This window comes from Nocardiopsis sp. NPDC006139 (assembly GCF_040614155.1).
GTDB lineage: Bacteria > Actinomycetota > Actinomycetes > Streptosporangiales > Streptosporangiaceae > Nocardiopsis > Nocardiopsis changdeensis.
In genome coordinates this window covers 472,083-499,082 of the sequence record NZ_JBEXTT010000002.1, presented here as the reverse complement: position 1 = coordinate 499,082, position 27,000 = coordinate 472,083, and the positions used below count along the sequence as shown (strand labels likewise).

General features: G+C 72.6%; 23 protein-coding genes. 10 read left to right on the top strand and 13 right to left on the bottom strand.

Annotation, left to right across the window (positions count from 1 at the left end; translation table 11 throughout):
- Positions 1-426: 426 nt before the first annotated feature.
- Together ABZ249_RS04355 and dxr are read right to left on the bottom strand one after the other, a co-directional pair.
- Positions 427-1,788, bottom strand: a complete 1,362-nt coding sequence (locus tag ABZ249_RS04355; protein WP_355257046.1) for a site-2 protease family protein — start codon at positions 1,786-1,788, stop codon at positions 427-429.
- A gap of 21 nt (positions 1,789-1,809) precedes the next feature.
- Positions 1,810-3,057: a 1-deoxy-D-xylulose-5-phosphate reductoisomerase gene (dxr, locus tag ABZ249_RS04350; protein WP_355257043.1), complete on the bottom strand. Its 1,248-nt coding sequence runs from the start codon at positions 3,055-3,057 to the stop codon at positions 1,810-1,812.
- 336 nt (positions 3,058-3,393) lie between these two features.
- Here dxr and ABZ249_RS04345 point away from each other — a divergent pair, with 336 nt between their 5' ends.
- Entirely contained in the window at positions 3,394-5,037 is a 1,644-nt protein-coding gene (locus tag ABZ249_RS04345) for an alpha/beta fold hydrolase (RefSeq protein WP_355257040.1), read from the top strand.
- 262 nt (positions 5,038-5,299) lie between these two features.
- Positions 5,300-6,337 (top strand): trypsin-like serine protease, encoded by a 1,038-nt coding sequence (locus ABZ249_RS04340; protein ID WP_355257037.1) that lies wholly within the window; start codon positions 5,300-5,302, stop codon positions 6,335-6,337.
- Between the two features lie 96 nt (positions 6,338-6,433).
- Here ABZ249_RS04340 and ABZ249_RS04335 read toward each other — a convergent pair whose 3' ends face one another.
- Entirely contained in the window at positions 6,434-7,858 is a 1,425-nt protein-coding gene (locus ABZ249_RS04335; RefSeq protein WP_355257034.1) for an aldehyde dehydrogenase family protein, read from the bottom strand.
- Positions 7,859-8,013: 155 nt separating this feature from the next.
- Here ABZ249_RS04335 and ABZ249_RS04330 point away from each other — a divergent pair, with 155 nt between their 5' ends.
- The 3 genes from ABZ249_RS04330 to ABZ249_RS04320 all read left to right on the top strand — a co-directional run bounded on the left by ABZ249_RS04330 (position 8,014) and on the right by ABZ249_RS04320 (position 11,249).
- Entirely contained in the window at positions 8,014-8,439 is a 426-nt protein-coding gene (locus ABZ249_RS04330; protein ID WP_220565945.1) for a hypothetical protein, read from the top strand.
- A 128-nt stretch (positions 8,440-8,567) separates the two neighbouring features.
- The gene (locus ABZ249_RS04325) at positions 8,568-10,331 is read left to right on the top strand and encodes a hypothetical protein (RefSeq protein WP_220565206.1); all 1,764 of its coding nucleotides are present in this window, start codon (positions 8,568-8,570) and stop codon (positions 10,329-10,331) included.
- A 24-nt stretch (positions 10,332-10,355) separates the two neighbouring features.
- Entirely contained in the window at positions 10,356-11,249 is an 894-nt protein-coding gene (locus ABZ249_RS04320; RefSeq protein ID WP_355257030.1) for a 3-methyladenine DNA glycosylase, read from the top strand.
- Between the two features lie 174 nt (positions 11,250-11,423).
- Here the strand turns inward: ABZ249_RS04320 and ABZ249_RS04315 are convergent, their stop codons facing one another.
- The 7 genes from ABZ249_RS04315 to ABZ249_RS04285 all read right to left on the bottom strand — a co-directional run bounded on the left by ABZ249_RS04315 (position 11,424) and on the right by ABZ249_RS04285 (position 19,033).
- Positions 11,424-11,789: a DUF393 domain-containing protein gene (locus ABZ249_RS04315; protein ID WP_220565203.1), complete on the bottom strand. Its 366-nt coding sequence runs from the start codon at positions 11,787-11,789 to the stop codon at positions 11,424-11,426.
- Between the two features lie 180 nt (positions 11,790-11,969).
- Entirely contained in the window at positions 11,970-12,734 is a 765-nt protein-coding gene (locus ABZ249_RS04310; protein WP_355257027.1) for an LPXTG cell wall anchor domain-containing protein, read from the bottom strand.
- Between the two features lie 247 nt (positions 12,735-12,981).
- On the bottom strand, positions 12,982-14,082 hold the full coding sequence (locus ABZ249_RS04305; protein WP_355257024.1) for an oligopeptide/dipeptide ABC transporter ATP-binding protein: 1,101 nt from the start codon (positions 14,080-14,082) through the stop codon (positions 12,982-12,984).
- On the bottom strand, positions 14,079-15,146 hold the full coding sequence (locus ABZ249_RS04300) for an ABC transporter ATP-binding protein (RefSeq protein ID WP_355257021.1): 1,068 nt from the start codon (positions 15,144-15,146) through the stop codon (positions 14,079-14,081). The genes ABZ249_RS04305 and ABZ249_RS04300 overlap by 4 nt, the downstream gene beginning before the upstream one ends.
- 2 nt (positions 15,147-15,148) lie before the next feature.
- A complete protein-coding gene (locus ABZ249_RS04295; RefSeq protein ID WP_355257018.1) occupies positions 15,149-16,198 on the bottom strand; it encodes an ABC transporter permease in 1,050 nt (349 codons plus the stop codon).
- Complete coding sequence (locus ABZ249_RS04290) at positions 16,198-17,202, bottom strand: ABC transporter permease (RefSeq protein ID WP_220565197.1); 1,005 nt, start codon at positions 17,200-17,202, stop codon at positions 16,198-16,200. Before ABZ249_RS04290 ends, ABZ249_RS04295 begins: the two co-directional genes overlap by 1 nt.
- Before the next feature lie 163 nt (positions 17,203-17,365).
- Positions 17,366-19,033, bottom strand: a complete 1,668-nt coding sequence (locus tag ABZ249_RS04285; protein WP_355257014.1) for an ABC transporter substrate-binding protein — start codon at positions 19,031-19,033, stop codon at positions 17,366-17,368.
- 380 nt (positions 19,034-19,413) lie between these two features.
- Between ABZ249_RS04285 and ABZ249_RS04280 the strand changes: the two genes are divergently transcribed.
- Positions 19,414-19,803: a hypothetical protein gene (locus ABZ249_RS04280; RefSeq protein ID WP_355257011.1), complete on the top strand. Its 390-nt coding sequence runs from the start codon at positions 19,414-19,416 to the stop codon at positions 19,801-19,803.
- Between the two features lie 95 nt (positions 19,804-19,898).
- Here the strand turns inward: ABZ249_RS04280 and ABZ249_RS04275 are convergent, their stop codons facing one another.
- Positions 19,899-21,368 carry a hypothetical protein gene (locus ABZ249_RS04275; protein WP_355257008.1) on the bottom strand — a complete coding sequence of 490 codons (1,470 nt, stop codon included), beginning with the start codon at positions 21,366-21,368 and terminating at the stop codon, positions 19,899-19,901.
- 44 nt (positions 21,369-21,412) lie between these two features.
- Positions 21,413-21,922: a gluconokinase gene (locus tag ABZ249_RS04270; RefSeq protein ID WP_355257005.1), complete on the bottom strand. Its 510-nt coding sequence runs from the start codon at positions 21,920-21,922 to the stop codon at positions 21,413-21,415.
- 108 nt (positions 21,923-22,030) lie between these two features.
- Between ABZ249_RS04270 and ABZ249_RS04265 the strand changes: the two genes are divergently transcribed.
- Entirely contained in the window at positions 22,031-22,759 is a 729-nt protein-coding gene (locus ABZ249_RS04265) for an FCD domain-containing protein (RefSeq protein ID WP_220565189.1), read from the top strand.
- A 16-nt stretch (positions 22,760-22,775) separates the two neighbouring features.
- Here ABZ249_RS04265 and ABZ249_RS04260 read toward each other — a convergent pair whose 3' ends face one another.
- Positions 22,776-24,152, bottom strand: coding sequence for a GntP family permease (locus ABZ249_RS04260; protein WP_355257001.1), 1,377 nt, complete (start codon positions 24,150-24,152; stop codon positions 22,776-22,778).
- 593 nt (positions 24,153-24,745) lie between these two features.
- On the opposite strand from ABZ249_RS04260, the gene ABZ249_RS04255 reads away from it, so the two are divergent.
- Genes ABZ249_RS04255 through ABZ249_RS04245 form a run of 3 tightly spaced genes read left to right on the top strand, consistent with a single transcriptional unit; the run spans position 24,746 to position 26,906 of the window.
- Positions 24,746-25,378 carry a DJ-1/PfpI family protein gene (locus ABZ249_RS04255; protein WP_220565185.1) on the top strand — a complete coding sequence of 211 codons (633 nt, stop codon included), beginning with the start codon at positions 24,746-24,748 and terminating at the stop codon, positions 25,376-25,378.
- 2 nt (positions 25,379-25,380) lie between these two features.
- Positions 25,381-25,839 (top strand): MarR family transcriptional regulator, encoded by a 459-nt coding sequence (locus tag ABZ249_RS04250; RefSeq protein ID WP_355256997.1) that lies wholly within the window; start codon positions 25,381-25,383, stop codon positions 25,837-25,839.
- Between the two features lie 59 nt (positions 25,840-25,898).
- Positions 25,899-26,906, top strand: coding sequence for a GntG family PLP-dependent aldolase (locus ABZ249_RS04245; protein WP_355256994.1), 1,008 nt, complete (start codon positions 25,899-25,901; stop codon positions 26,904-26,906).
- Positions 26,907-27,000: the final 94 nt, after the last annotated feature.

Below are 27,000 nucleotides of genomic sequence, written 5' to 3'. Positions count from 1 at the left end.
CGCCCACGGGGACGTTGCCGACCATGATCTGCCGGGTCTTGCGCCGGGTCGCCAGCGGGCGCGGCGGGGTGGCGGGAATGCCGAGATCGACGGTCGTCACGCTTGATTCACCTCGTCTGCCGCCGGAGGGAGGGGCGGCACTTGGAATTTCGTCCGGTTCACAGAGAAGGCGCCCGGCGCGCTGCGCGGAGCCACGACCGGGGAATCGACGCCTGTGCGGGGCGGCCGTGCGGGACGTGCCGCCGTTCCCGGATCGCGCACCCAGGTTACCCGCACCCCGGGGGGTGCCTCGCATCACACGGAACCCACGTATCGGGGCGGATCCCCGCAGACCGGGCGGGGTCCGGCCGAAGGCGGCCGGACCCCGCCCGGATGCGCGCGGCGGGCGCCCGGGCCGGCCGCGGTCCGCGGCCGGTCCGGGCCCGGTCAGCCGAACAGGCGGACCGGGTTGAACAGGTCGGCGATCAGCAGCACCACGCTGAACGCCAGGAAACAGGCCACCACGATGTAGGCGACCGGTGTCAGCATGGCCACGTCCACCGGGGCCGGTTCCGGCCTGCGGGTGAGCCTGGCCCAGCCGCGCTTGATCCACTCCCAGATCGCCCCCGCCATGTGCCCGCCGTCCAGCGGCAGGATCGGGAGCATGTTGAAGGCGAACAGGAAGAGGTTCACGCCCGCCAGGATCTGGATCATGATCGAGGCTGTGTCGGCGATGGGCAGCCCCTGGGCCATGATCTCGCCGCCGATGCGGGAGATGCCGACGATGCCCACCGGCGAGTCCGCGGTGCGCTCCTCGCCCAGGAAGGCGGCGGCGAACACCCCGGGGATCTTCGACGGCAGCGCGATGAGCGCCTCGCCGACGCCGATCATCATGTTGCCCATCTCCCCGGCCGACTCGGCGAGGGTGAGCGGGGCGCGCTCGGTGGCGAAGATGATGCCCAGGAACCCGACCGTCTCCATCTTGTAGACGGGGAAGCCCTGCTCGTCGGTGATCTCGTCGCCGTCGGCGTCGGTCTCGTAGATGAACTCGCCCTCGGCGTCGCGGGCCGGGAGCTCGTTCTCGATGATGTCGACGGTGAGCGGGAGCCGCTCCCCGTCGCGCTCCACCACGATCTCGGTGGGACCCAGGGAGGAGCGGATGAGCTGGTTGGCGTCGTTCCACTCCGGGGTGGGCCGTCCGTCGACCTCGACGATGACGTCGCCGGGCCGCAGGCCCGCCTCGTTGGCGGGGGTGGGCGGCAGCCCCTCGCAGGAGTCGACCCGGCTCTCGGCCTCGGCGGAGACCACGCACTCGTTGACCACCGCGATCTGGGTGGTCTGCTGCGGGACACCGATGCCCATGAAGAGGACGCCGAGCAGGATGGCCGCCAGGACGACGTTCATCCCGGGCCCGGCGAACATGACGATGAGGCGCTTCCAGGGCGCGCGCTGGTAGAACTGCCGGTCCTGGTCCTGCGGCCCCAGCTCGACGTAGGAGGCCTCGCGGGCGTCCTCCGCCATGGCGCGCCAGCGGGAGAGCTTGCGGCCGCTGTCGTCGGCGGTCTTCCGCGCCGGCGGCATCATCCCGACCATGCGGACGTAGCCGCCCAGGGGGACGGCCTTGACCCCGTACTCGGTCTCACCGCGGCGGAACGACCACAGGGTCTTGCCGAACCCGACCATGTACTCGGTGCACTTGATGCCGAACAGCTTGGCGGTGCCCAGGTGGCCGAGTTCGTGCCAGGCGATCGAGAACAGCAGCCCCAGAACGAACAGGACGATCCCGACCACGGTCAGCAGCAGGACCATGCATCTCTCCCTACACCGGTGTCAGGCCCGGCGTGCGACCAGTTCGCGCGCTCGGGTACGGGCCCATCCGTCAGCGGCGTACACGTCGTCGAGGGTGAGGCCCCCTGGTCGCTGGGACGCCTCACCGGGGCGTTCCGTTCGCTGATGCTCAGAGACTACCCGCGCGACGGTGTCCAGGATCGCCGGAAACGCGAGGTTTCCAGCGAGGAAGGCGTCGACGGCCTCCTCGTTGGCGGCGTTGTACACGGCCGGGGCGGTGCCGCCCGCCTCGCCGACCTCGCAGGCCAGCCGGACGGCGGGGAAGGCCTCGTGGTCCAGGGGCTCGAAGGTCCAGCTCTGGGCCCTGGTCCAGTCCATGCCGGGCGCGGCGTCGGGGACGCGGTCGGGGGCGCTCATGCCGTAGGCGATGGGGATCATCATGCTGGGCGGGCTGGCCTTGGCGATGGTGGACCCGTCCACGTACTCGACCATCGAGTGGACGATCGACTGCGGGTGCACGACGACGTCGATGCGGTCGAAGGGGATGTCGAACAGCAGGTTGGCCTCGATCACCTCCAGGCCCTTGTTGACCAGGGTCGCGGAGTTGACGGTGATGACCGGGCCCATGCTCCAGGTGGGGTGGGCGAGCGCCTCGGCGGGGGTGACGCCCTCCAGCTCCTCGCGGCGGCGGCCGCGGAAGGGGCCGCCGCTGGCGGTGACGACCAGGCGGCGCACCTCGTCGCGGCGGGCGGCCACGTGCCCCTGGGCGAGGCTGCGCAGCTCCTCGTCGGGCAGGTGGGGGAAGCACTGGGCGATGGCGAAGTGCTCGGAGTCGACCGGGACGATCTGGCCGGGCCGGGCCAGGTCGCGGACCAGCGGCCCTCCGATGATGAGGGACTCCTTGTTGGCCAGCGCCAGGGTGCTCCCGGCGCGCAGCGCGGCCAGCGTGGACTCCAGGCCCAGGGCGCCGGTGATGCCGTTGAGGACGGTGTCGCAGGGCTCGGCGGCGAGCTCGGCGACGCCCTCGGGGCCGGCGAGCACGGTGGCGGTGGAGCCGTGCCCGGCCAGGGCGCGGCGCAGTTCGTCCGCCTTGGCGGGGTCGGCGACGGCCACCCATGGGACGCCGAACTCGGCGGCCTGCTTGGCGAGCAGGTCCACCCGGCCGCCCCCGGCGGCCAGGCCGACGACGCGGAAGCGGTCGGGGTTGCGGTGGACGAGGTCCAGGGCCTGGGTGCCGATCGAGCCGGTGGAGCCGAGGAGGACTACGGTTCGCTGCTGTTCTTGTCGCACGTCCCCATTGTCGCCCAAGCGGGGCACCGCCGCCGGGGCCTGTGGACGAACTGTCAGGTCCGCGGGACCGGACGCGGGAGCCGACCCGCGGGTCGGCGGGGAGCCCGGTGTCACGCGGGCTTTACAAGCGGCGTCCGCTGTCTTAACTTAACCGGTGGGTAAGTTACCTCACAGTCACTTGCGACCCCCGTCACCCTTCCCCCCATCTCCCTGCCCCCGTCCCCCTGCGCGGTCCCCTACGCGTCGGCCTCCCCCGGCCGGCACCCCCCGATGGCCTCGGCGGCGCGACGACCCATCGGAAACCTCCCGTCCCTGCTCCCCCGAGGTTCCCGACACATGCCTTCCCAGACCCCGCGTCCCTCTCCCCCGCTCCGCCGCCCCGCCCTCGTCCGGCTGCTGTCCGGGCTCGCGGCGGCCGTACTGGCCGCGGTCCTGCTGACCCCGGCACCGGCCGCCGCGGCGATCGGCTCCGAGATCCGCTACGTGACCATCACCAGCCACGACGGCACCGAGATCAAGGCCAAGGTCATCACGCCCACCGGCGTCGAGGGCCCGCACCCCCTGCTGGTCATGCCGTCCGCCTGGGCCACCCCGCACCTGCTGTACGTCGGCGCGGGGGCCCGGCTCGCCCAGGAGTCCGGCTACCAGGTCGTCACCTACTCCTCGCGCGGCTTCTGGGACTCCGGCGGCGCCATCGAGGTGGCCGGCCCCGAGGACCGGGCCGACGCCAGCGCGGTCATCGACTGGGCCCTGGAGAACACCGACTCCGACCCCGAGCGCATCGGCATGGCCGGGATCTCCTACGGCGGCGGCATCAGCCTGCTCACCGCGGCCGAGGACGACCGGATCAAGGCGGTGGCCTCGCTCAGCGGCTGGGCCGACCTCCGGGAGTCGCTCTACCCCAACGAGACGGTCGACGTGCAGTCCGCCGAGCTGCTGCTGGGCGCCGCCGCGCTGACCGGCCGCAAGGGCGAGACCCTCCAGAACGTGGAGCGCGCCTACCGGCGCGGGGACATCCGGCCCGCCCTGGACATGGCCCCCGACCGGTCGGCCGCCACCAAGGTCGACCGGCTCAACGCCAACGGCACCGCCGTGATGATGGCCCACGGCTGGAACGACGGCATGTTCCCGGTCGGACACATCACCGACTTCTACGGTGAGCTGACCGGCCCCAAGCGGCTCATGATCGCCCCCGGCGACCACGCCACCCAGGAGATCTTCGGCGCGGCCGGGCTGCCCGACGAGATCTGGGCGGGGGTCGGCGACTGGTTCGACCACCACCTCAAGGGCGAGGACAACGGCGTGGACACCGCCGACCCCGTGATGGTCAAGCCCAACAACGGGCGCGGGACCTGGACCTCGTACCCGGACTGGGAGTCGGTGACCGGCGGCGAGCAGACCTTCTACCTGGGCGAGCCCAGCACGGACTGGGCCCGCTGGCAGAACAGCGGCGCCATGGGCGCCGACCCCGACACGGGGTGGGACTACCGGGTGCGCACCGGGATCGGCACCACCGCGGAGAGCGGGACCGTGATGCTGAGCGGCGCCCTCCAGCAGTTCTTCGACGTGCCCACGGGGGTGCTGCTGCCCACCGTGGACCGCTACCGGGCCGGGGTGTGGACGAGCCCGGCCTACCCGGACGGCGCCCGGGTGGCGGGCACCCCGGAGGCGACGTTCACGTTCACGCCCACCGCGAGCACGCAGTCGGTGTTCGTGTACCTGTACGCGATCGACGCCGGCGGCCGGGGCGCCCTGCTCTCGCACGCCCCCTACACGCTGCGCGACGCGAGCCCGGGCACACCGGTGACGGTGACGACCGAGCTGGCGCCGGTGGTGTGGGACGTGCCCGCCGGGCACCGGCTGTCCGTCGTGGTGGACACCCGCGACCTGCGCTACGACAGCGAGAGCACGATCGGGAACCGGGTGACGGTGTCCTCCCCCGAGGCCGAGCCCACCCGGGTGACCATCCCCTTCTCCTGACCCCGGACACCGGCCCCGGACCGCTCCGGCGGGGCCCGCGTCGCCGAAACGGCACCGACGCGAACCCCGCCGGGCGCGTGACCGGAAAGCGGGCCACCCGGCCGGCGGCGCGCCGCACCACTCCCGCGGCACGGCGCGACCGCCCGGGCCGCCTCCGATACGGCCCCCGTGTCGGAGGCGGCCGTCCGCGCTTTCCCGAAAAACCCCGGACACAAACTCAAAGTAGTCATGCGATTACTTCATGTGTGCAAAGATGCGGTCCATGACCTCGTCCACCGCGCACAAGCTCCTGGCCGCCCTCGCCGCGGCGGCCCTCTCCGTCGGCGGCCTCGTCTACGCCGACCGGATGCCCGACCCCGCACAGGCCGGAACCGTCCCCGAACGCCTCCAGGAGGCGCACACCGCCCTCTCCGAGGCCGACGGGGTGGTGCGGCAGAGCGCGGCGGTCACCGAGGACCAACAGCGGGCCGTGCTGTCCTACTGGACCCCCGAGCGCATGGCCGCCGCCCGCCCCATCACCGAGCTGCTCGACCGGACCCTGTCCGGCGCGCAGGGGGTGGTCCCCCGCCCCGAGGCCGAGCACCAGGCGGCCCCGCGCGACGACAGCACCGGGGAGAGGTGGACGGCCGGGGGCCGGGTCGTGCGCACCACCGGCAAGGTGTTCCTGACCATGGACGGGCGCGACTTCACCTGTTCGGCCTCGGTGGTGGACGCCCCCAACGGGAGCACCGTCGTCACCGCCGGGCACTGTGCCAAGGACGGGACCGGCTCCTGGGCGCGCAACTGGACGTTCGTGCCCGGCTTCGACGACGGGTCCTCGCCCTACGGCCGCTACACCGCCCGCGACCTGCTGGTGTCGCCGGAGTGGTCCAAGCGGGCCGACGACAGCTACGACCTCGCGGTCGCGGTGGTGAACACCGCCGACGGCAGGACCGTGCAGGACCGGGTCGGCTCCCAGCGGATCGCGTTCGACACCTGGACGGACACGCGGGTGCGCAACGGGGTGCAGGTGTACTCGTTCGGGTACCCGGCGGCCTCCCCGTACAACGGCCGGGAGCTGCACTACTGCTCCGGCCGCACCCGCGCCGACACCGGCGGGACCACCGCCAACGGGATGCGCTGCGGGATGACCCAGGGCTCCAGCGGCGGGCCGTGGCTGACCGGCTTCGACCCCGCCACGGGGGTGGGGACGGTGTCCTCGGTGGTGAGCTTCAAGTACGCCGACGACCGGCGGACCCAGTACGGGCCGCGGTTCGGCGAGGAGGCCCGCAGGCTGTACGAGCACGCGTCCGGGGCGTAGGCGCCGGCGCCGCCCCCGGTACGGACGGACCGCGGCCGCGGTCCCCGTACGCCGACGGCCCCCGCCCGGCAGTGAGCGGGAGCCGTCGGCGGCGGCTCACAGGCTGATGCCGGTGAGCACCATGACACGCTCGTAGGTCAGGTCCGTCATGGCCGCGCGCACGCCCTCGCGGCCCACGCCCGAACCCTTGACGCCGCCGTAGGGCATCTGGTCGGCGCGGAAGGTCGGCACGTCGCCGATGATCACGCCGCCCACCTCCAGCTCCCGGTGGGCCCGGAACGCGGTCGGCAGGTCGCGGGTGAACACACCCGCCTGGAGGCCGAAGTCGCTGTCGTTGACCGCGGCGAAGGCGGCGTCGGTGTCGGCGACCCGCTGGAGCACCAGCACCGGGCCGAACACCTCCTGGCGCATCACGCGGCTGTCGGCGGGGGCGTCGGCCAGCACCGTCGGCGCGACGGTCACGCCGTCGCGGGTGCCGCCGGTGAGCAGCTTCGCGCCGCCCGCCACGGCCTCCTCCACCCACTCCTGGACGCGGACCGCGGCGGCCTCGTCCACCAGCGGGCCCACGTCGGTGCCCTCGTCGGCGGGGTCGCCGGTGCCCAGCGCCTCCACTTTCTCGACCAGGCGCGACACGAACTCGTCGTACACGGCGCCGGTGACGACGACCCGCTGCACGCCGATGCAGACCTGGCCCGCCTGGTTGTTGCCGAACAGGGCGACGCGCGAGGACGCCCAGTCCAGGTCGGCGTCGTCGAGCACCACGGCCGCGGCGTTGCCGCCCAGCTCCAGGGTGACGTGCTTGTGCGGGGCCCGCTTCTGGATCTCCCAGCCGAACGCGCCGCCGGTGAACGAGATGACCGGGAGCCGGGCGTCGTCGATGAGGCGGCCGGCCAGGTCGTTGGGCATCGGCAGCACCGACACGGTGCCCGCGGGCAGGTCGGTCTCGGCGATGATCTCGCCCAGCAGCAGCGCGGTCATCGGGGTGGCCGGGGCCGGCTTGAGGATGATGGGGGCGCCGACGGCGATCGCCGGAGCGATCTTGTGGGCGACCAGGTTCAGCGGGAAGTTGAACGGCGAGATCCCGAGCACCGGGCCGTGCGGGACCCGGCGGACCAGGGCCATCCGGCCGGTGCCGCCGGCGTCGGTGTCCAGGCGCTGGAGCTCGCCGCTGTCGCGGCGGGCCTCCTCGGCGGCCCAGCGGAACACGGACACGGCGCGGGCGGCCTCGACGCGGGACCACTTGATCGGCTTGCCGCTCTCCGCGGTGATCGTCTGCGCGATCTCCTCGGCGCGCTCGCCGATGCGGCGCGAGATGTGGTCGAGGGCGGCGGCCTTGGCGTGCGCGGGCAGGGCGGCGGCCTGGGCGGCCGCGGCGTGCGCGGCGGCGACGGCCTGCTCGACCTGGTCGGCGGTGGGCACGGAGACGCGGCCCGCGACCTCGCCGGTGTAGGGGTTGACGACGGTGAGTTCGCTGTCGCCGGTCGCGGCGGTGCCGGCCAGCCAGAACGGGTGCGTGGACATGGAAGGGACGCTAGTACCCGGACCCCGCCCCCGCCTTGTCCAGACTTGCCAGGCGGACGCCGCGGATTGGCCGCAATGGAGCATGTCGGCCCCCTCTTCTAGGGTCGTCCCACAGGACACACCGCGCACACCCGCACCCGAAGGAAGGCCGGCCCATGGGAGTCTCCCTCTACTACAGCGCCGAACGCGACACCCCGCTGACCGGGGACGAGCGCGCGACGATCGCGCGCCTGGCCTCCGAAGGGGAGGAGGCCCTGCGGGAGGAGGCCCTGGAGCTGTTCCCGGCCTGGCACGCCTCGGGCGAGATGCCCGAGGAGTACCGGTCGCCCGCGGAGGTCTTCGAGGGGCTGTTCCTCTACTCCGAGGAGCACCTCCACGGGGCGCAGGTGCTGGCCGGGTCCAGCAAGGTGCCGCCGCCCGCCTGCGGGTTCGAGCCCCTCTTCGCCCAGCTGCGCCACTACCTGGACGCCCTGGGCAGGATGCGCCGCGCCCTGCCCGGCGCCCGGTGGCACGTGCACATCGACGACGCCGAGATTCCCTGGACCGAGGACGGGTACACCCTGGGCGACGGGACCCCGTGAAGACCACCTCCGGTCGCCCGACTGGCGCCGGGGTGCTCTTTCGTACACAGTGGTGATGAGGGCCCTACCGGCTCGTTCGGGTCGGGTCCTCGGGTCCGCCGCCGACGACGGAAGCCCGGGAGTGCCCATTGCCGCTTGTCTACCGCACGCTCATCGCGGTCCCGGAGGACCAGGGGGACCCCATCGCCACCGCGTCGGCCGTGCTGTCCCGGTGGCTGAGCAAACGGGGGAACTCCGGAGCGCGGGTGGACTTCACCGCCTCGGGGCGCTACGAACTGAGCAACCGCTCCCGGGCCCTGGTCGTGCGGCACGACAACCCCGAGGAGGGCCTGTCCTTCCTGCGGCTGACCACCGAGTCCGACAAGCCCGACGGGGTGTGGCGGACGGTCGTCACCGTCGTCGTGGACCCGGAGCTGGCACCGTGGCGGTACCTGTGGCTGGACATGGCGGTGGACACCGCGGGCGCCTCCGAGCAGCCCCGGCTCGACATCATGCCGCCCGAGGCCGCGCGGATGCTGCTGGACGCCCTGCCCGCGCACGACGGCGGGCACCGGATCCCCCCGGTGCCGGTGATCGTGCGCGGCCGCGACGACACGCTGATGGACGCGCTGGTGTCCGCGATCCGCGACCCGGAGCGAAGACTCGCGGTGCTGGCGACCGGCGCCCCCGGCGACGTCACCGTCGCGGACTGGCGCACCGCGATGGCCGCCGCCCTGTCCCGGTGCACCGGGATGGGGTCGGTGTACGTGCTGGACTCCGCCGCCCAGGAGCGGATCGTGCACCTGCTCCCGGAGGGGATGGACATCCCCTCCGGCGGGGTGCGGACCTTCTTACCCGGGACGGGGGGCGACCCCTCCCGGCACCCCCGGATGAGCCCGAGCACCCTGGACACCGCCCGCGACGGGGAGCGCATCCGCAACTGGGTGGGCGCGGCGCTGTCCCGGCGGGTGCGCGAGAACGCCCTGGACATCGACCTGCCCGGCCCCCTGCGCGCGGTGGACGCCCTCCTGGACGAGGAGACCGAGGACCTGCGCCGCGCTCCCTCCCCCGAGACCGGCGTCTCCCCGGGCGTCGCCGGGGCGCATCCGGCGGGCGAGTCCGGACAGGCCGCGGACCTGGCGGCCGCCCAGGAGGTCAAGGCCCTGGAGCTCCAGGTGCAGCGCCTCAAGGAGGAGGTCACCCGGCAGGGCGAGCGGATCGGCGAGCTGGCCGAGGAGCGCCGCCAGCTGCTGGCCGAGACCGCCGACCTGGCCGAGGAGCTGGACGAGGAGCGCGGGCGGCTGCGCGGCGCCCGCTACGAGGTGCGGTGGCTGCGCGAGCAGGCCCGCGAGGCCGGGCTGTTCCGGCTGGCCGCCGCCCCCGCACCGCGCGACCCGGCCCTGCGCCCGCCGCGCAGCGTGTCCGAGCTGCTGGAGCGGATCACCGACGACACCGCGCTGCCGCACCTGTACTTCACCATCGAGGACCAGACGGTCTACGAGCTGTCCGACAGCCGCAAGGAGTCCCTGTGGGTGACCCGGGCCTGGGAGGCCCTGATCGCCCTCAACGACTACGCCCGCTACCAGTTCGACAACCCCGACCGGGGGCTGGGGTTCCACTCGTACCTCAAGGAGAACCCCGACGGGTACCGGGTGATCCCGGTCAAGCGGTTGGCGTCGCAGGAGTCGGACCACGTCCGCAACCGGGGCAAGCTCAACGAGAAGCGGTTCTTCCGGGTGCCGGAGGACGTGCACCCCGCCGGGCGGGTGCCGATGTACGCGCACATCAAGCTCGACATCGAGTACGGGATCTGCCCGCGGCTGTACTTCTTCCCCGACCTGGGGCCCGGGACCACCAACCGGGTGTACATCGGGTACCTCGGGCGCCATCTGCCCGTGCAGCAGTCCAACTGACCGCCGCGTACCCTGGGGCCCGTGATGGGAACGGACACCGGGGCCGTGCGGGCCGTGGAGGTACTGGCGGAGGACGCGTGGCGCGAGCGCGCCCGCCGCCACGAGGAGCGGGTGGACGCGCTGACCGCCGACCACCTGCGGCGCCGCCGTGCGGGCGAGCGCCACCCGGTGGAGGACTTCCTGTTCACCTACTACAACCTCAAGCCCTCCCGGCTGCGGCGCTGGGACCCCGGGGTGGGCACGGTGCTGGCCGGGGAGGGCGCGCGCGAGCGGCTGTCGGAGCGGTTCGCGGCGGCCGTCCCCGAGGGGGTGGGCCTGGACGCGGCCGCGTTCCTGGCGGCCCGGCCGGTGGTCGGCTTCGTGGAGGGGCTGCTGTCGGCGGTCGCCTCCCGGGACGCCCACCTGGGGTGCTTCGGGCTGCACGAGTGGGCGATGGTGTACCGCACCCGGGAGGTGCGGCACGGGCAGGTGCCGCTGCGGCTGGGGGCCGAGGGGACCGACCGGGTGGTGGAGTCGCACCGGATCCGGTGCTCGCACTTCGACGCGTTCCGGTTCTTCACCGAGCCGGCCCGGCCGCTCAACACGCTCCGGCCGACCCGGGAGACGCAGGCCGAGCTGGACCAGCCGGGCTGCCTGCACGCCAACATGGACCTGTACAAGTGGGCGTACAAGCTGTCCCCGGCGGTGCCGTCGGAGCTGGTGGTGGACTGCTTCGAGCTGTCCCGGGAGATCCGGGAACTGGACATGCGGGCCTCCCCCTACGACCTGCGGGAGTGGGGGTACGCGCCGGTGCGGATCGAGACTGCCGAGGGCAAGGCCGAGTACATGCGCCGCCAGGAGGGGTTCGCCGAGCGCGGCGCGGTGCTGCGCGGGCGGCTGCTGGACGTCTGCCGCGCACTGCGCGAGGCCGTCGCCTAGCGCCTGTTCTTGAACGCTCTCCGGTGCTTCCTGGGGTTTCGTGAGGCGCCCGGTGGGGTCCTGGAGGCCCGGAGGAGACGTCCTCGAGGAAAGCCTGTGGCCGTAGGCCATCCGTTGAGGGCGGTGGCGGGCGACGGGCGGGCCGAAGCGCAGCGGAGGTTCAAAAAGCACAGCCTAGGGGCGGGGCAGCGCGCAGGAGGCGGTGCCGCCGGGCAGGCGGTAGCGGTTGGCGGCCACCCACCGGTAGGCGAGGCGGTTGGCCGAGCGCAGCAGCGGCAGCCGCATCAGGCGGCCGACGGGCCGCAGCAGGGGCCGGGAGGACAGCAGCACCTCGGCGACCGCGTCGCCGCCGCTGAAGCGGCGCCCGTCGGGGTGGACCACCCAGGCGGCCTCGGAGGTCTGCTCGGGGGTGAGGCCGAGGGCGTCGAGGTCGGTGTCCTGCCAGGCCGCGAACTCCGTGCGCGCGCCCAGCCGGTCCCGCGCCAGCGCGACCATGCGCTTGCAGAAACCGCAGTCGTCGTCGTACAGGAACACTGCCATCGCGCTCTCCTGGCGGATACGGGTCCGGCGGGCGGGCCTGCCCCCGCCGGAGCGGCGGGACCCCGCCGCCGGGGAGGGGTCACATCCGGCCCCTACCCGGTCGGGGGCCGGCGAAGCGGGAGGGGGGCGAGGGGTGCGCCACGTTCGCGGCGCACCCCTGCGCTCCTCGGGCCCGGACCCCTACTGGAGCCTGCGCTTGCGGCCGAAGTAGATCGCGGCACCGCCGCCGGCGGCCGCGGCCGCGCCGGCGGCGACGAGCCCGGCGATGGCGGAGCCGGTCAGGGGCAGGCTCGGCTCCTCCCCGGCGGGGGCGGTGGGCTCGTCCGACGGGCCGGGGGTGGCGGGTTCGGTCGGGTCCACGGGGGTCTCCGGTTCGGTCGGGTCCACCGGGGTCGCGGGGTCGGTGGGCTCGACCGTGGGCGGGTCGGTGGGCTCGGGGCTCTCCGGCGGGGTGGAGGGCTCGCCGCCGGGCGACGGGGAGGGCTCCGGGGAGGGCTCCTCCTCGGAGCACTCGACCTTGAAGACCTTGTGCTTGGCGGCGTTGCTCTGCTGGCCCTCGAAGGTCCACTCCAGACGGTAGTGGCCGTCGTCGAGGGTGAGCAGTTCGGTGCTCCCCGCGCCCTCCCCGTCCAGTTCGAGCCCGCCCGACAGGACGACCTCGCGCTCGGAGGGCTTGCCGCCCTGGGTGAGGATCTCCCAGGTGACCTCCTGGGCGGGGTCGAACCCGTGGCCCACGACCTGGAACTCGCAGACCTTGGGCTCGTTCCGGTCGTCCTCCTCCGGGGTCTGCGGGGAGTGGATCTTGACGGTGCCGTTGTCGCCGGGCGGGGCGAAGGGCGCGGACGCGAAGGCCGGGGCGGCGGCCCCGAAGGCCAGGCCCGCGGCGAGCGCGGAGACGGCGATGACACGGGGCGCGCGGGCACCCGGACGGAAGTCGGGGGACAAGAGGGTCTCCTGGGGACAGAGATGCTTCCGGTAGGCGGGGATACCGGAGATACGGGACAAGCCGAATATAGCCAATCGTCCGGTTGGAAACCCCTCGACCCTGGTCACGAAGTCGCACCGGCATCCCTGACCGAAACCCCCGGGCGGCACGCACGTCCGGAAATCCCGCCCGCGGGAGGGATCCGCGGGCGGGGGCGGACCGGGTCCGGCGGCGGGCGCGCTCTCCCCGCCCGCCGCCGGCCCGGGGTCATCCCGCGGAGCCGTGCACGATGCGCTCGGCGCGCTCCTCGCTCGGCAGGATCTCCCCCGACAGGATCCTCTCCGCGTGGTGGCAGGCCACCCGGTGCGCGCCGCCGTTGATCGGCCGCAGCTCCGGGCGCTCCGTGTCGCACAGCTCCTCCTGCCGCCAGGGGCAGCGGGTGTGGAACCGGCAGCCGGGGGGCGGGTCCGCGGGCGAGGGCAGGTCGCCCGCCAGGAGGATGCGCTCGCGGGTGTCCTCCACCGTGGGGTCGGGGACGGGCACCGCGGACATCAGCGCCCGGGTGTAGGGGTGCAGCGGCGTCTCGTAGAGGTCGTCGCTGGGCGCCTCCTCCACCAGGGCCCCCAGGTACATCACGCCCACCGTGTCGCTGACGTGGCGGACCACCGCCAGGTCGTGGGCGATGACGAGGTAGGTCAGGCCCAGCTCCTCCTGGAGCTCCTCCAGCAGGTTGAGGACCTGTGCCTGGATGGACACGTCCAGCGCCGACACGGGTTCGTCGCAGATGATGAGGTCGGGCTCCAGCACCAGGGCGCGGGCGATGCCGATGCGCTGGCGCTGGCCGCCGGAGAACTCGTGCGGGTACCGGTCCAGCGCCTTGGAGGACAGCCCGACGCGCTCCAGCGCCCCCACGACCCGCTTCCGCCGGTCGGCCCGCGTGGCCTCCCTGCGCTCCGCGGCGCTCATCGACGCGGCCTCCTCCGCGGAGGGGCCGCCGATGCCGTGGGTCTCCAGCCCCTCCATGAGGATGGAGCCGATGTTCTGCCGGGGGTTGAGGCTGCCCAGCGGGTCCTGGAAGACCATCTGGAGGTTGCGGCGCTCGCGGCGCATCTCCTCGCCGCCCAGCGTGGCCAGGTCGCGGCCGTCGTGGACGACGGAGCCGGAGGTGATGTCGACCAGGCGCAGCACCGCCCGGCCCAGGGTGGTCTTGCCGCAGCCGGACTCGCCCACCAGGCCGTAGGTGCTGCCGCGTTCGATGCTCAGGCTGACGCCGTCCACCGCGTACACGTGGCCGACGGTGCGGTCGAACACGACGCCCCGTCTGATCGGGAAGTGGACCTTGAGGTCCTCGATCCGCAACAGGCTCATGCGCTCTCCTCCTCGTCGCCCACCACGGACGGGCTCTCCAGAACGGCCCGGTCCACCACGTCGGCGTGCCGGACGGGGTTGACGCAGCGGTGCGCGTGGGCGCCGTCGGCGCCCGAGACGACCAGCTCCGGCGGCCCCTGGAGGCAGTCCAGGGTGTAGTGGTCGCAGCGGGGAGCGAACGCGCACCCGTCGGACCAGGCGATGTTGTCGTTGACCGACCCGCGGATCGGGGTGAGCGGTTCGCCGCGCGGGGCGTCGAGCCGGGGGATCGACCCGAGCAGGCCCACCGTGTAGGGGTGGGTGGGGTCGGCGAACAGGGGCGCGCGGGGGGCGGTCTCCACCGCGCGCCCCGCGTACAGGACGTTGATGTCGTCGCACAGGCCCGCCACCACGCCCAGGTCGTGGGTGATCATGAGCAGGGCGGTGCCCTCCTCGGTGACCAGGTCCTTGAGGAGTTCGAGGATCTGGGCCTGGATGGTGACGTCCAGCGCGGTGGTGGGCTCGTCGGCGATCATCACCCGGGGGCGGCAGGCCACCGCCATGGCGATGAGGGCCCGCTGGCGCATGCCGCCGGAGAGCTGGTGCGGGTACTCCTTGAGGCGCCTCTTGGGGTCGGGGATGCCCACCCGGTACAGCAGGTCGGCGGCCTCCTTCTCGGCGGCCGATCCGCGCAGGCCCCGGTGCCGGGTGAGGATCTCGGTGACCTGGCGGCCGATGGGGACCACCGGGTTCAGGGAGCTGAGCGGGTCCTGGAAGATCATCGCCAGCTGTGAGCCGCGCAGGTCGCGCATCCGCGCGGGGGACAGCCCGAGCAGGTCGACCCCGGTGTCGCCGGTGCGCAGGACGGCGGAGCCGCCGACCCGCACGCCGCGGGAGGGCAGCAGGCCCATCAGGGCCAGCGAGGTGACGCTCTTGCCGCAGCCGGACTCCCCCACCAGGCCGGTGACCCGGCCCTCCTCCAGGGTGAAGGAGACCCCGTCCACGGCCCGGACCTCGTCGGAGCCGCGGCCGCCGAACACGACGGACAGTTCTTCGACCGCGAGCAGCGGTGTGCTGGAACCCATGCTTACTTCCTCAGCTTCGGGTCGAGGGCCTCGCGCATCGCCTCACCGAGCAGGGTGAAGCCCAGCGCGGTGACGATGATGGCCAGCGCCGGGTAGACGGCCAGCTGGGGAGCGCTGGAGAGGAACCGCTGCGCGTCGGCGAGCATCGTCCCCCACTCGGGGAAGGACGGGTCGGGGTTGCCCAGGCCCAGGTAGGACAGGGCCGCCGCGTCGATGATGGCGGTGGCCAGGGTGAGCGTGGACTGCACGATGACCGGCCCCAGGGAGTTGGGCAGGATGTGCGTGAGGGCGATCTTGTGGGTGCGCACCCCCAGCGCCCGGGCGGCGAGCACGTAGTCGCGGTTGCCCTGGGCGATCATCGCGCCGCGCAGCAGGCGGGCGAAGACCGGCACCTGGGCGATGCCGACCGCGAGCATGACTGTGGTGAGGCTGGCCCCGATCAGGGCCGCCACGGTGACCGCCAGCAGCAGGGTGGGCAGCGCCAGCATCATGTCGATGACGCGCATGATGACGTTGTCGACGACCCGGCCCCAGCGCCCGCCCAGGGTGGCCGCGGCGCCGGCGGTGCCGCCGATCAGGGCCCCGACGCCGAATCCGACCAGGGTCGCCACGACGCCGACCAGGAGGGTCTGGCGGGCGCCGATCACCATGCGGGAGAACTGGTCGCGGCCCAGGTTGTCCAGGCCCAGCCAGTTCTCGGCCCGCGGGCCGACGAAGATGTTCTGGTTGGGGAAGACCTCCCCGCCCCAGGTCTGCGCGGTGGCCGAGTAGGGGGCGATGAGCGGGGCGAACAGGGCGATGAGGACGAAAACGGCGACGATGACCGCGCCGGAGATCGCCATGGGGCTGCGGCGCAGGCGGCGGAACGCGGTGCGCCAGATGCCCGCGCCGCCGGAGCCGTCGTCGCGGGGGCCCATGAGCTCCGCGAGCCGGTCGATCCTGTCGGCCTTGCGGGTGAGCAGGGAGGTGCCACCCCCGTCCTGGCGGGCGGGGCCGGTGTCCGGGGTCCCCGGGTCGTCCGACGGGTTCTGCGCGTTGGGTGTCGTCGGCATCACTGGGCCCGCACTCTCGGGTCGAGGAGGCTGTAGGAGATGTCCACCAGCAGGTTGATCAGCACGTACATGGTGGCGATGAGCAGGATGAACCCGGTCAGGACCGGGTAGTCGCGGGTCTGGGTCGCCGCGTACACGAACGAGCCGACGCCGGGGAACGCGAACACGCTCTCGGTGAGGACCGCGCCGGCGAACAGGCTGCCCGTGAGCAGGCCGATGGCGGTGACCACCGGCAGCATCGCGTTGCGCAGCACGTGGCGGCCGCGGACCGTCCGGCGGTACAGGCCCTTGGCGTTGGCGGTGCGCACGTAGTCCTCGTCCAGGACCTCCAGGACGCTGGCCCGGGTCATCCGGACGATGACGGCCAGCGGGATGGAGGCCAGCGCCAGGCCCGGGAGCACCAGGTGCATCAGGGCGTCCCACACGACGTCGAGTTCGCCCGTGCGCAGGCCGTCGAGGATGACGAACCCGCTCAGGTCGGTGCGGCTCAGCCCCGGGGAGAGCCGGAACGCCGACGGGAACAGGCCCAGGCGTTCGGCGAAGACCACCTTCAGGATGAAGGCGAGGAAGAACACCGGCGTGCAGATGCCGAGCAGGGAGCCGCCGACGGCGGCGAAGTCGAGGATCCCGCCGCGGCGGCGGGCGGCCAGGTAGCCGAGCGGGATGCCGACGGCGACCGCGATGAGGATCGCGGTGACCGACAGCTCGAACGTGGCCGGGAAACGGGTGAAGAACTCCTCCATGACCGGTTGCCCGGTCTGCAGGGAGGTCCCCAGGTCCCCCTGGAGGATGTTGCGCAGGAACCGCACGTACTGGACGGTGAGGGGTTCGTCCAGACCGAGGGCGCGACGCAGCTGGGCCCGCTGCTCGTCGGTCGCGTCGTCGGGGAGGAGGGCGTACTCGGGCCCGCCGGGTAGGCGTTGGAGCCAGATGAACAACAGGATCGACAGACCGCCCAGGGTCGGGATCAGTTGCAGAGTACGCCTGACGATGAAACGCAGCACTTCGCCGCCTTTCGCCAGTGGAGGGTGAGGCTTCCCCCGCCCTGGCGGGGGCGGGGTCGACATGGACGGGGCCCGGCCGACCGGGGGACGGATCGGCCGGGCCTCCCCCTCCCGCGGTGCGGGAGGCGGTCTTCCGAGGCCCCGGGTCACGGGGCCGTGCGGGTCACTCCTTCCAGGAACCCTCCGAGAAGTCCTCCTGGGTGAGCGGGCTGACGTTCGGCGGGTTCACGTTCTCCGCGAACACGATGGACGGCGGGGAGCTGGAGATGGGCAGGCCCGGCAGGATCTCCATGATCTGCTCGTTCAGGCCCTGGTAGGCGGCGACGCGCTCCTCGGTGTCCGGGTTGGAGCTGGCCTCGGCCATGGCGTCGAACAGCTCGGGCTCGTCCATGCCCCAGGCGTCGTTCTTCACGGAGAACCAGGTGCCCAGGAAGTTGTAGGCGTCGTTGTAGTCGCCGGTCCAGCCCAGCAGGTACAGGGAGCACTCGCCGCTGTCGGTGTTGGGGACGTACTCGGTCCACTCGAAGGACTTCGGCTCGACGGTGACGCCGACGCTCTCGAGGTCCTGGCTGATGACGTCGAAGATGTCGCGCGGGGCGGGCATGTAGGGGCGGGTGACCTCGGTCGGGTAGCAGAAGTCGAGGGTGAGGTCCTCCTGGCCCGCCTCGGCCAGCAGCTCCTCGGCCTTCTCCGGGTCGTAGTCGTAGGTGGTGACGTTCTCCGACCAGCCGTCGAGGGTGTTCGGGTGGAACTGGGTCGCCACCTCGCCGCCGGCCGGGAGGATGGTGTCGACGATGCGCTGGCGGTCGACGGCGTGGGCCAGGGCCTGCCGGACCCGGATGTCGGCCAGCTCCTCGCTGGTCTCCTGCTGGAAGGCCAGGTAGAGGACGTTGAAGACGTCGCGGGTCGGGACCTGGAAGCCGGCCTCGGTGAGGGGCTCGACGTCGGCCGGGGCGACCAGGTCGTAGCCGTGGATGTCACCGGCCTCCAGGGCCTGGCGGCGGGCCGTCTCGTCGGGGATGGCGCGCAGGATCATGGTCTCGAACCCGGCGGGCTCGCCCCAGTAGTCGTCGAAGCGCTGGAGCGTGACCTCGGCCTGGTCGCGGTTCCAGGCCTCGGCCGTGAACGGGCCGGTGCCCGCGATGGCGCCCGGCTCCCTGGTGTACTCGGGCAGGGTGTAGCTGCCCTCCTCGCCGGTGATCTCGGCCTCGGCGATGGTCTCCAGGCTGGTGGGGCTCAGGATGCCGAACGCCGCGAGGCTGAAGCCGCCCGGGAAGATGGAGGAGTACTCCGAGATGGTGATGACGGCGGTGAGCTCGTCGGTGGCCTCACAGGAGACGTAGCGGGACTCGGGCAGCCCCTCGTCCTCGTTCTCCGCGAAGCCGCCGAAGATGGCCTGCCAGTAGTAGGAGTTGTTGGAGCTCTGCCAGGCACCGGAGAGGTTGTGCCACCGGTCGAAGTTGGCGCAGACGACCTCGGCCGTCAGCTCGTCGCCGTCGTGGAAGACGACGCCCTCGCGGAGGTGGAACGTCCACTCGGTGCCGTCCTCGGACTGTTCCCAGGTCTCGGCGAGGCCGCCCACGATCTCGCTGCCGCCGGATTCGTGTTCGAGGAGGGTCTCGTAGACCTGGCGGCTGTAGCGGAAGGTCTCCCCGTCGCTCGCGAGGAACGGGTCGAGGGATTTGATGTCGCCCGCGGATCCGAATACGAACGGCGCGGAGGAGTCGCCTTCGGGGTCCCGCTCACTCTCCGCGCACGCTGTCGCCAACAGCATCACGGACACCGCCGCGGCCAGGAGGGCCGCCGGTTTCCTGGAAGTCTTCGTGAACATGTCCACCTCTGTGGGGGGTGGGCGCCTGTGCCCGGGGGTTGATTGAGAGGACCCTAGACCGGGCCCGTACCAGCGGGGAAGGTAGACGTCCGGGTATTAATACAACCGTTTCAGATCTGTGGCGTGATCCATAGGTGTGTTTTGTTGACCGCCTTGTTCAGGCGGGACCGAAACTCCGATACCGGCGTTACGGGAGTGACCTGAGAGAACTGCGGATGATCCCGGGGTAACACGGGATTCATCTTTTTCGGGGTCTGGGAAACAATGATGGAACATGGTATTGGATCATGGGGCGAATGACTGTTTTGTCTGCCTTTTGTCTATATCGGGACTTGGGTCGTGAGCTCGGGCAGGGCGCGGGCGGGCCTATCATCTTCCGGGTGACCACTCCCCTTGACGACGCGGCACTGACCGCGTTCCTCGAAGGCCAGGACAGCACCTGGCTGGCCGAACAGCTCATGCTCGCCGCGGACGACGACCCCATCACGCGGATCCGGCTGACCGCCGCCGCGGGCTCGGAGAGCGCCGTGGACGACGCCCGGGCGGTCCTCCTCGCCGCCGTCGTACAGCACCTCCCCGCGGAGGAGCCCGATGACGACGACCCGCTGCACCGCGCCATCGACCTGCTCGACGACCTCGGCGACTACGGCTTCGAGGACGAGAGCGCCGACATCGCCGACGAGGCCCGCGAGGCCTACGTGGAACGCCACGGCGACGACGACAGCGACCACCTCGCCCGCCTGCACGCCCTCGCCGACGACGAGGACTGACCCCGCGGGGGGCTCCTGACCCGGCCGCCCCGCGGAACGGGCGCACGAGAACGGGGGACCGGCCACGCCGGTCCCCCGTTTCGGTCGGTCTCGGTCTACTTCTTCTTGTCGGAGCCGCCCCCGGCCGGCTCGGCGTCCTTCCCGCCGTCGCCCTCCGGGGACGCGTCCGCCCCCTCGGACCCGGCAGACGCGGTGGCCTCGGCGCCGTCCGTGGTCGCGGACGCCACCTCGTCCACAGGGGCAGGGGTGTCCGCGGCCCCGACGGCAGCGCCCTCGGCGGACGCAGGCGCCTCGACATCGTCCGTGGTCGCGGAGACCTCGGCGGTTCCGGCATCGTCCGCAGTCCCGGACGCATCGGTGGCCCCGGATGCCACGGCAGCCTCAGGGACATCCTCGGCACCGGCCGCCTCGACGGGCTCAGGGACATCAGCCGACTCGGACGCGTCGGCGTCCGTGGTCGCCTCCTCGTCCGCGGGGGCAGGGGTGTCCACGGGCCCAGGAACACCGGCCTCGGAGACCTCGGTGGACTCGGGGGCACCAGCCGTCTCGGACGCGTCGGTGCTCACCGCCGACTCGGACTCGTCCACGAACGCCACAGCGGCGGAGACCAGGGCGACGGCGTCCTCGGGGGTCATGGTGACCTCGGAGCCGTCCTCAGCAAGCCCAGGGGTAACGGTCGGCTCAGGCGTGTCGGTGTCCGCCGCGGCCTCGGCGGCATCAGCGACCACGGACACAGCGGTCTCAGAAGCCTCGTCGGCATCGGCGTCCACGGCGGTCTCGGTCACACCGGCGCTCGCCACCGCCTCGGACTCCTCGGCGGGCACAGAAGCGGCTTCGGGAACCTCGACGGCCTCAGGAGGATCGACCGGCTCGGACGTGTCGGTGTCCACCGCGGCCTCGGCGGGCTCAGGGGCGACAGCGGGCTCGGGCGCGTCGGCGCTCACCGCCGACTCGGGCCCGTCCACGGGCACGGAGGCGCCCGCGGCCACGGACGCCATGGCGGCGGCGACCGGGGCGGCGGTGCCCTCGGGGGTCACGGCGGGCTCGGGGGCGCCGGCGGAGGGGGTGCGGGGTCCGGCGACCGCGGCGGCGATGGCCTCGACCTCCTCGGCGCTCGCGGTGTTGCGGGCGCGCCGCGGGGAGCACCAGCGGCGGACCTCGGTGGTCCACAGGGCGATGTTGATGACGATGGCCACCACCGCCGCGAGGAGGGCCCCGAGCAGCAGCGGCGTCACCGCGAGCTTCGAGGCGATGTGCAGCGCGAACAGCGGGACGCCCAGCACGAACAGGGCCACCGCCTGGGAGGTGCGCCACAGGGCGTGGTCCCCGCGGCGGACCGGCACCGCCAGGCCCGCCGACGCGACACCCGCCAGGATCGTGAGGACCAGCAGGATCCACAGGTCGCCCACCACCTCCTGGGGGATGTCGGCCGAGAAAAGCGACCAGGTCAGGTAGCCCAGCAGGCCGTACACGGGGGCGGCGACGAACATCAGGACACACGTCTGCCGCACGTCCAGCGGGGGCCGCACAGGGGAGGCTGCGGGGGACGAAACGGAATCTTGCATGACGAAAGGGTCCCGCTTCCCCCAATTCAACGCAAGACGGCAGGTCAGGAGGGTTGCAGCACCGTTTCCACGTACGCCAGCGCCTCCCGGACCAGCACGTCGGGGTCCGACCGGACGTCGAACTCGCGCCCCGCCTCGTCCGGCTCCAGGGGCTCCAGGGTCTCCAGCTGGGAGCGCAGCAGCGCGGGCGGCATGAAGTGGTCCGTCCGGGCGGCGATCCGCTCCCAGATGACCTCCTCCGGCCCGCTCATGTGCAGGAAGTGCACCCCCGGCGCCCCCTCGCGCAGCAGGTCGCGGTAGGACCTCTTGAGCGCGGAGCAGGCCATCACGGTCGACTCGCCCAGCGCGTCGTGGGCGGCGATCCACCCGGCGAGCTCGCGCAGCCAGGGCCAGCGGTCCCCGTCGGTGAGGGGGGTCCCGGCCGCCATCTTGTCGATGTTGGCGCGGGGGTGGAAGGCGTCGGCCTCCGCGAAGGGGAGCCCGAGTTCGCGGGCCACGCGCTCGGCGACGGTGGTCTTGCCGCTGCCCGACACGCCCATGAAGACGAAGTGCATGGTTTCTCCTCGTGGGGACCTGCACGACCGCAAGTTCCACCATCAATAGTGATATCAATCAATCCGGCTAGGCTTCAGCCTGACCCCCCGGTCGAAACAGGGAGAACGATGGGCACAGATCACCGCACGCTGCACAACCGGGTGCTGGCGGTCCTCGGGCCCGCCATCGCCGCGGGCGAGTACGCCACCGGCCACACGTTCACCCTCCAGGGGCTGGAGGTGGACTTCGGCGTGTCGCGGACCGTGGCACGCGAGGCGGTGCGGGTGCTGGAGTCGATGCGGCTGGTGGTCAGCAGGCCCCGTACCGGCATCCGGGTGCGCCCGATGCCGGACTGGAACATCTTCGACCCGCAGCTGATCCGCTGGCGGCTGGCCGGTTCCGGCCGCATGGAGCAGCTGCGCTCCCTCAACGAGCTGCGCTCCGCGGTCGAACCCGGCGCCGCCGCCCTGGCCGCCCAGCGCGGCGACGCCCAGGCCCGCGCCCACCTGGTGGTGGTCGCCGACGAGATGGTCCGCACCGGCCGCGCCGGCGACCTGGACACCTTCCTCGAGCTGGACATCGCCTTCCACCGGCAGATCCTGGAGCTGTCGGGCAACGAGATGCTGGTGGGCCTGTCGCAGGTGGTGTCGGAGGTCCTCGTGGGACGCACCTCCTACGACCTGATGCCCCGCCACCCGCGCCCCGAGGCGCTGCGGCTGCACAAGGCGGTCGCCCAGGCCATCCGCGACGGCCTGCCCGACGTGGCCGAGGCCGCCATGCGCGCCATCGTCACCGAGGTCGTCGAGGCCCTGGAGGACGACCCGACCCGGAACGACGAGGACGACCTCCCCGTCTGAGCCGGGCCGCCCCGGGTCACAGCACCAGGCTCAGCCCGAAGGCCAGGCCGAACCCGATGAAGCCGATGAGGGTCTCCATCACGGTCCAGGTCTTGAGCGTGGTCTTGACGTCCATCCCCAGGAACCGGCCGACCAGCCAGAACCCGGAGTCGTTGACGTGCGACAGGGCGGTGGCGCCGGAGGCGATGGCGATGACGATCAGCGCCAGGTCGATCGACGACAGCCCGTCCGCCGCCTGCACGGCGGGGGCGATGAGCCCGGCGGCCGTGGTGATGGCGACGGTGGCCGATCCCTGGGCGACGCGCAGCGCGAGCGCGATCACGAACGCGGCCACGATGACCGGCAGCCCGATCGCGTCCAGGCTCTCGGCGAGCGCGCCGCCGATGCCGCTGGTGCGCAGGACCATGCCGAACATGCCGCCCGCGCCGGTGATGAGGATGATGCCGCAGACGGGGCCCAGGGAGTCGCCGACCAGCGTCTCCACGCCCTGGCGGGTGAACCGGCCCCGGCTGAGCACGAGCATGGCGACCAGCACGGTGATGAGCAGGGCGACGGGGGTCTGGCCGACGAGCTGGCAGACCTGCACCCACAGCGCGTCCGCGGGGACGGTCTCGGTGGAGACGAGGGTGGTGACGCCGGTGTTGGCGAAGATCAGCAGCATCGGCAGGAGCAGCAGGCCGACGACGGTGGCCAGGTGCGGCGGGTTCTCGTGCTTGACGGTGCCGTCGGACATGATGTCGTCGGGCACCGGGATCACGACGCGCTTGCCGATCCACAGGCCGAACAGGTAGCTGGACAGGTACCAGGTGGGGATGGCCAGCAGGAGGCCGATCAGCAGCACCAGGCCCATGTCCGCGCCGACCTCGACGGCGGCGGTGACCGGTCCGGGGTGCGGGGGCACGAAGGCGTGCATGACCGCGAAGGCGCCCGCGGTGGGCAGCGTGTAGGTCAGGACCGAGCCGCCGACCCGGCGGGCGACGCTGAAGACGATCGGCAGCATGACGACGAGGCCGACGTCGAAGAACAGCGGGAAGCCGAAGAGCAGCGACGCGACGCCCAGCGCCAGGGGCGCCCGCTTCTCGCCGAAGACCCTGATGAGGGCCCCGGCCAGGACGGCGGCGCCGCCGGTGACCTCCAGCATGCGGCCGAGCATGACGCCGAGGCCGACCAGCAGGGCGACGTTGGCGAGGGTTCCGCCGAATCCGCCCAGGAGGGTCGGCATGATCTCGGCGACCGGGATCCCCGCAGCGACCGCGGTCAGCAGGCTGACCAGGACGAGCGCGATGAAGGCGTGCAGTCGCAGGCGGATGATCAGGAAGAGCAGCAGGGCGATGGCCCCGACAGCGATCCCGAGGAGGGGACCCGTCCCGTAGACGGGGGTGAAGTTCTCCACAGCGGAGCCTTCCGGTGAGCGGAGTCGGAGGTGCGGGGTCGCCGGACATCGCGACCTCGGCCTGTCCTCGAGGCAGGCGGACGAAATGGTAGTACCATTTGTGAGCTTCTGTGAACACCCGCGTGGGCTTCTGTGACCCGAGCGAGATGCGGGTCACCCGCACCCCCGATGACACGGGCGTTCCCGACTGAGAGTGAGCCCCGTCACACTCCGCTTCGCGGGCGCACCCCGGGGCCGCGAACGCGCATTCCGCCACTTTTCCCGCGAACCACCGAAATCCGGACCCTCGCCCCCGCCGACGGAACGCCCCCCGAAGCGCGACCGAACATAACGACGAATCCCGCACCACACCCCGAACGACCTGCGAAGACATCAGGTACTCCCGTTTGGGAGAGGGGCCTATCCGAATTTCCTCACTGCCCGGAAAAGCACAAGGCCCGGAAGATGGTTCACCATGCTCTTCAGGCGCAGGGCGCCCCGCGGAACACTCCGCCCGGAAACCGGCAATGGACACCCGATCGAATGCACGTGAACTCTGATTCCCACACCCCTACTCTCTTGACAGCATGCTGTCAGGATGACAGGATGTTGTCATGAACACCGAGAGCAGGAAGACCGTCCACCTCGCCGTCTACGAGGGGCTCGCAGACTGGGAGATCGGCCACGCCGTCTCCACCATCCGCAGCGGCGAGTGGCAGCGCACCCCGGGCCGCTACGACGTCGTCACCGTCGGGCTCAGCGGCGCCCCGGTGACCACCATGGGCGGCGTCACCGTCCTGCCCGACCTCACGCTCACCCAGCTCAAGCCGTCCAGCAGCGCGATGCTGATCCTGCCGGGCGCGGCCTCCTGGGACGTCGACCCGGAGTCGATGACCTCCCTCGCCTCGGCCGCCGGGATCTTCCTCGACGCCGGGGTCCCGGTGGCGGCGATCTGCGGGGCCACCGCCGGCCTGGCCCGCGAGGGCCTGCTCGACTACCGCGACCACACCAGCTCCGCGCCCGAGTACCTGCTGGCCACCGGCTACACCGGCGCGGCCAGGTACCGCAACGCCCTGGCCGTCACCGACGACGGGCTGATCACCGCGGGCTCCACCGCGCCGATCGAGTTCGCCCGCGAGATCTTCGCCCAGCTGGACCTGTTCACGCCCCGGACGCTGGACGCCTGGTACCGGCTGCACGCCCAGCACGACGCCGGCGCCTACTTCGCTCTGATGGAGGGGGCCTGACCATGGCGCGGCCCGACCTCCGCAGCGCCGAACTGCTCAGCGGGACCGCCCTCACCGTCTTCCGCCTCAATGGCCAGTTCCTGTCGGTGGCCGAGGAACTGGCCAGACCGGCGGGGCTGACCGCCGCGCGCTGGCAGGTGCTCGGCTCGGTCACCGACGCGCCCAAGGCGGTGTCGGCCATCGCCCGCGAACTCGGCAGCGCCCGGCAGAGCGTGCAGCGCATCGCGGACGTGCTGGTGGAGCAGGGGCTCGCCGAGTACCGGCCCAACCCCGCGCACAGCCGCGCCAAGCTCCTGGCCCCCACCGGGGAGGGCATCGCCGCGCTGCGCCGGATCGACCCGGCGCACGGCCGGCTGGCCGAGGCGCTGGTCGCCGAACTCGGCGAGGAGGGCGCCGCGGACGCGCTGGCCTCCCTGCGCCTGCTGTCGGAGGCGCTGGAGAGGATCGGCCCGCGGGGCTGAACCCGCCGGGCAGTATCGTCGGTCGCACACCCCACCGCCGCGTTCTCGAGGAAGCGACCATGATCGACCTGCGCTCGGACACCGTCACCCGCCCCACCTCCGCCATGCGCCGGGCCATGGCCGAGGCGGAGGTGGGCGACGACGTCTTCGGCGAGGACCCCACCGTGCGCGCCCTGGAGGAGGAGACCGCCTCCCTGCTCGGCAAGGAGGCCGCCCTCTACGTCACCTCCGGGCACATGGCCAACCAGCTGGGCCTGTACGTGTCCGTCCGCAGCGGCGACGAGGTGTGGGCGCACGAGCACCACCACCTCATCGGGGACGAGCAGGGGGCGACCGCGGTGCTGGCCCGGGCGCTGCCCCGGCTGTACTCCGAGGGCACGGTCCCCTCCGACGAGCTGCTGGAGTCGTGGATCGCCGGGCGCGGCGACGTCCACCGCGCCGAGCCCGCGCTGGTGTGGCTGGAGAACACCTTCACCGGCCGGGTGGTCCCGCTGGCCGAGCAGCGCCGGGTGACCGGGTTCGCGCACCGCCACGGGCTGCGGACCCACCTGGACGGGGCCCGGCTGTGGAACGCCGCCGCGGCGCTGGAGGTCTCCCCGGCCGAGGTGGCCGAGGGGTTCGACTCGGTGTCGGTGTGCTTCTCCAAGGGGCTGGGCGCGCCGGTGGGCTCGGCCCTGGCCGGGGACGCCGCCACCATCGCCCGGGCCCGGCGGGCCCGCAAGCTGCTGGGAGCGGGGATGCGCCAGGCCGGCATCATCGCGGCGGGCGCCCTGTACGCCCTGCGCCACCACCGGGAGCGGATGGCCCAGGACCACGCGCGGGCGGCGCTGCTGGCGGAGCGGATCGCCCGGGTGCCCGGGCTCGGGGCGCGGGCGCAGACCAACATGGTGCTGGTGGAGACCCCGCGGGGGCGGGCCGCCGCCTACCGGGAGGCGTTCGCCCGGCACGGCGTGCGGGCCCTGGACATCGGCGCGGAGACGATCCGCCTGGTGGTCCACCTGGAGATCACCGACCGTGACGTCGACGAGGCCGCCACGGCGATCGCCAAGGCCGCCGCCGAGCTGTGAACGGCCGCCCGCGCCCGCGTCCGTGCACGTCGGGCGCGGGCTCCGAAGGCCCGGCGACTACACTGTTGCGACCCTGCGGGCCGTTCCGCGCGAT

Coding starts and splice junctions, on each gene's coding strand:
- ABZ249_RS04335 (WP_355257034.1), bottom strand. CDS start 7,858: ATGTCCACGCACCCGTTCTGGCTGGCCGGCACCGCCGCGACCGGCGAC.
- ABZ249_RS04340 (WP_355257037.1), top strand. CDS start 5,300: ATGACCTCGTCCACCGCGCACAAGCTCCTGGCCGCCCTCGCCGCGGCG.
- ABZ249_RS04285 (WP_355257014.1), bottom strand. CDS start 19,033: ATGTTCACGAAGACTTCCAGGAAACCGGCGGCCCTCCTGGCCGCGGCG.
- ABZ249_RS04355 (WP_355257046.1), bottom strand. CDS start 1,788: ATGGTCCTGCTGCTGACCGTGGTCGGGATCGTCCTGTTCGTTCTGGGG.
- ABZ249_RS04255 (WP_220565185.1), top strand. CDS start 24,746: ATGAACACCGAGAGCAGGAAGACCGTCCACCTCGCCGTCTACGAGGGG.
- ABZ249_RS04265 (WP_220565189.1), top strand. CDS start 22,031: ATGGGCACAGATCACCGCACGCTGCACAACCGGGTGCTGGCGGTCCTC.
- ABZ249_RS04330 (WP_220565945.1), top strand. CDS start 8,014: ATGGGAGTCTCCCTCTACTACAGCGCCGAACGCGACACCCCGCTGACC.
- ABZ249_RS04345 (WP_355257040.1), top strand. CDS start 3,394: ATGCCTTCCCAGACCCCGCGTCCCTCTCCCCCGCTCCGCCGCCCCGCC.
- ABZ249_RS04250 (WP_355256997.1), top strand. CDS start 25,381: ATGGCGCGGCCCGACCTCCGCAGCGCCGAACTGCTCAGCGGGACCGCC.
- ABZ249_RS04270 (WP_355257005.1), bottom strand. CDS start 21,922: ATGCACTTCGTCTTCATGGGCGTGTCGGGCAGCGGCAAGACCACCGTC.
- ABZ249_RS04295 (WP_355257018.1), bottom strand. CDS start 16,198: ATGCCGACGACACCCAACGCGCAGAACCCGTCGGACGACCCGGGGACC.
- ABZ249_RS04275 (WP_355257008.1), bottom strand. CDS start 21,368: ATGCAAGATTCCGTTTCGTCCCCCGCAGCCTCCCCTGTGCGGCCCCCG.
- ABZ249_RS04300 (WP_355257021.1), bottom strand. CDS start 15,146: ATGGGTTCCAGCACACCGCTGCTCGCGGTCGAAGAACTGTCCGTCGTG.
- ABZ249_RS04305 (WP_355257024.1), bottom strand. CDS start 14,082: ATGAGCCTGTTGCGGATCGAGGACCTCAAGGTCCACTTCCCGATCAGA.
- ABZ249_RS04315 (WP_220565203.1), bottom strand. CDS start 11,789: ATGGCAGTGTTCCTGTACGACGACGACTGCGGTTTCTGCAAGCGCATG.
- ABZ249_RS04320 (WP_355257030.1), top strand. CDS start 10,356: ATGGGAACGGACACCGGGGCCGTGCGGGCCGTGGAGGTACTGGCGGAG.
- ABZ249_RS04245 (WP_355256994.1), top strand. CDS start 25,899: ATGATCGACCTGCGCTCGGACACCGTCACCCGCCCCACCTCCGCCATG.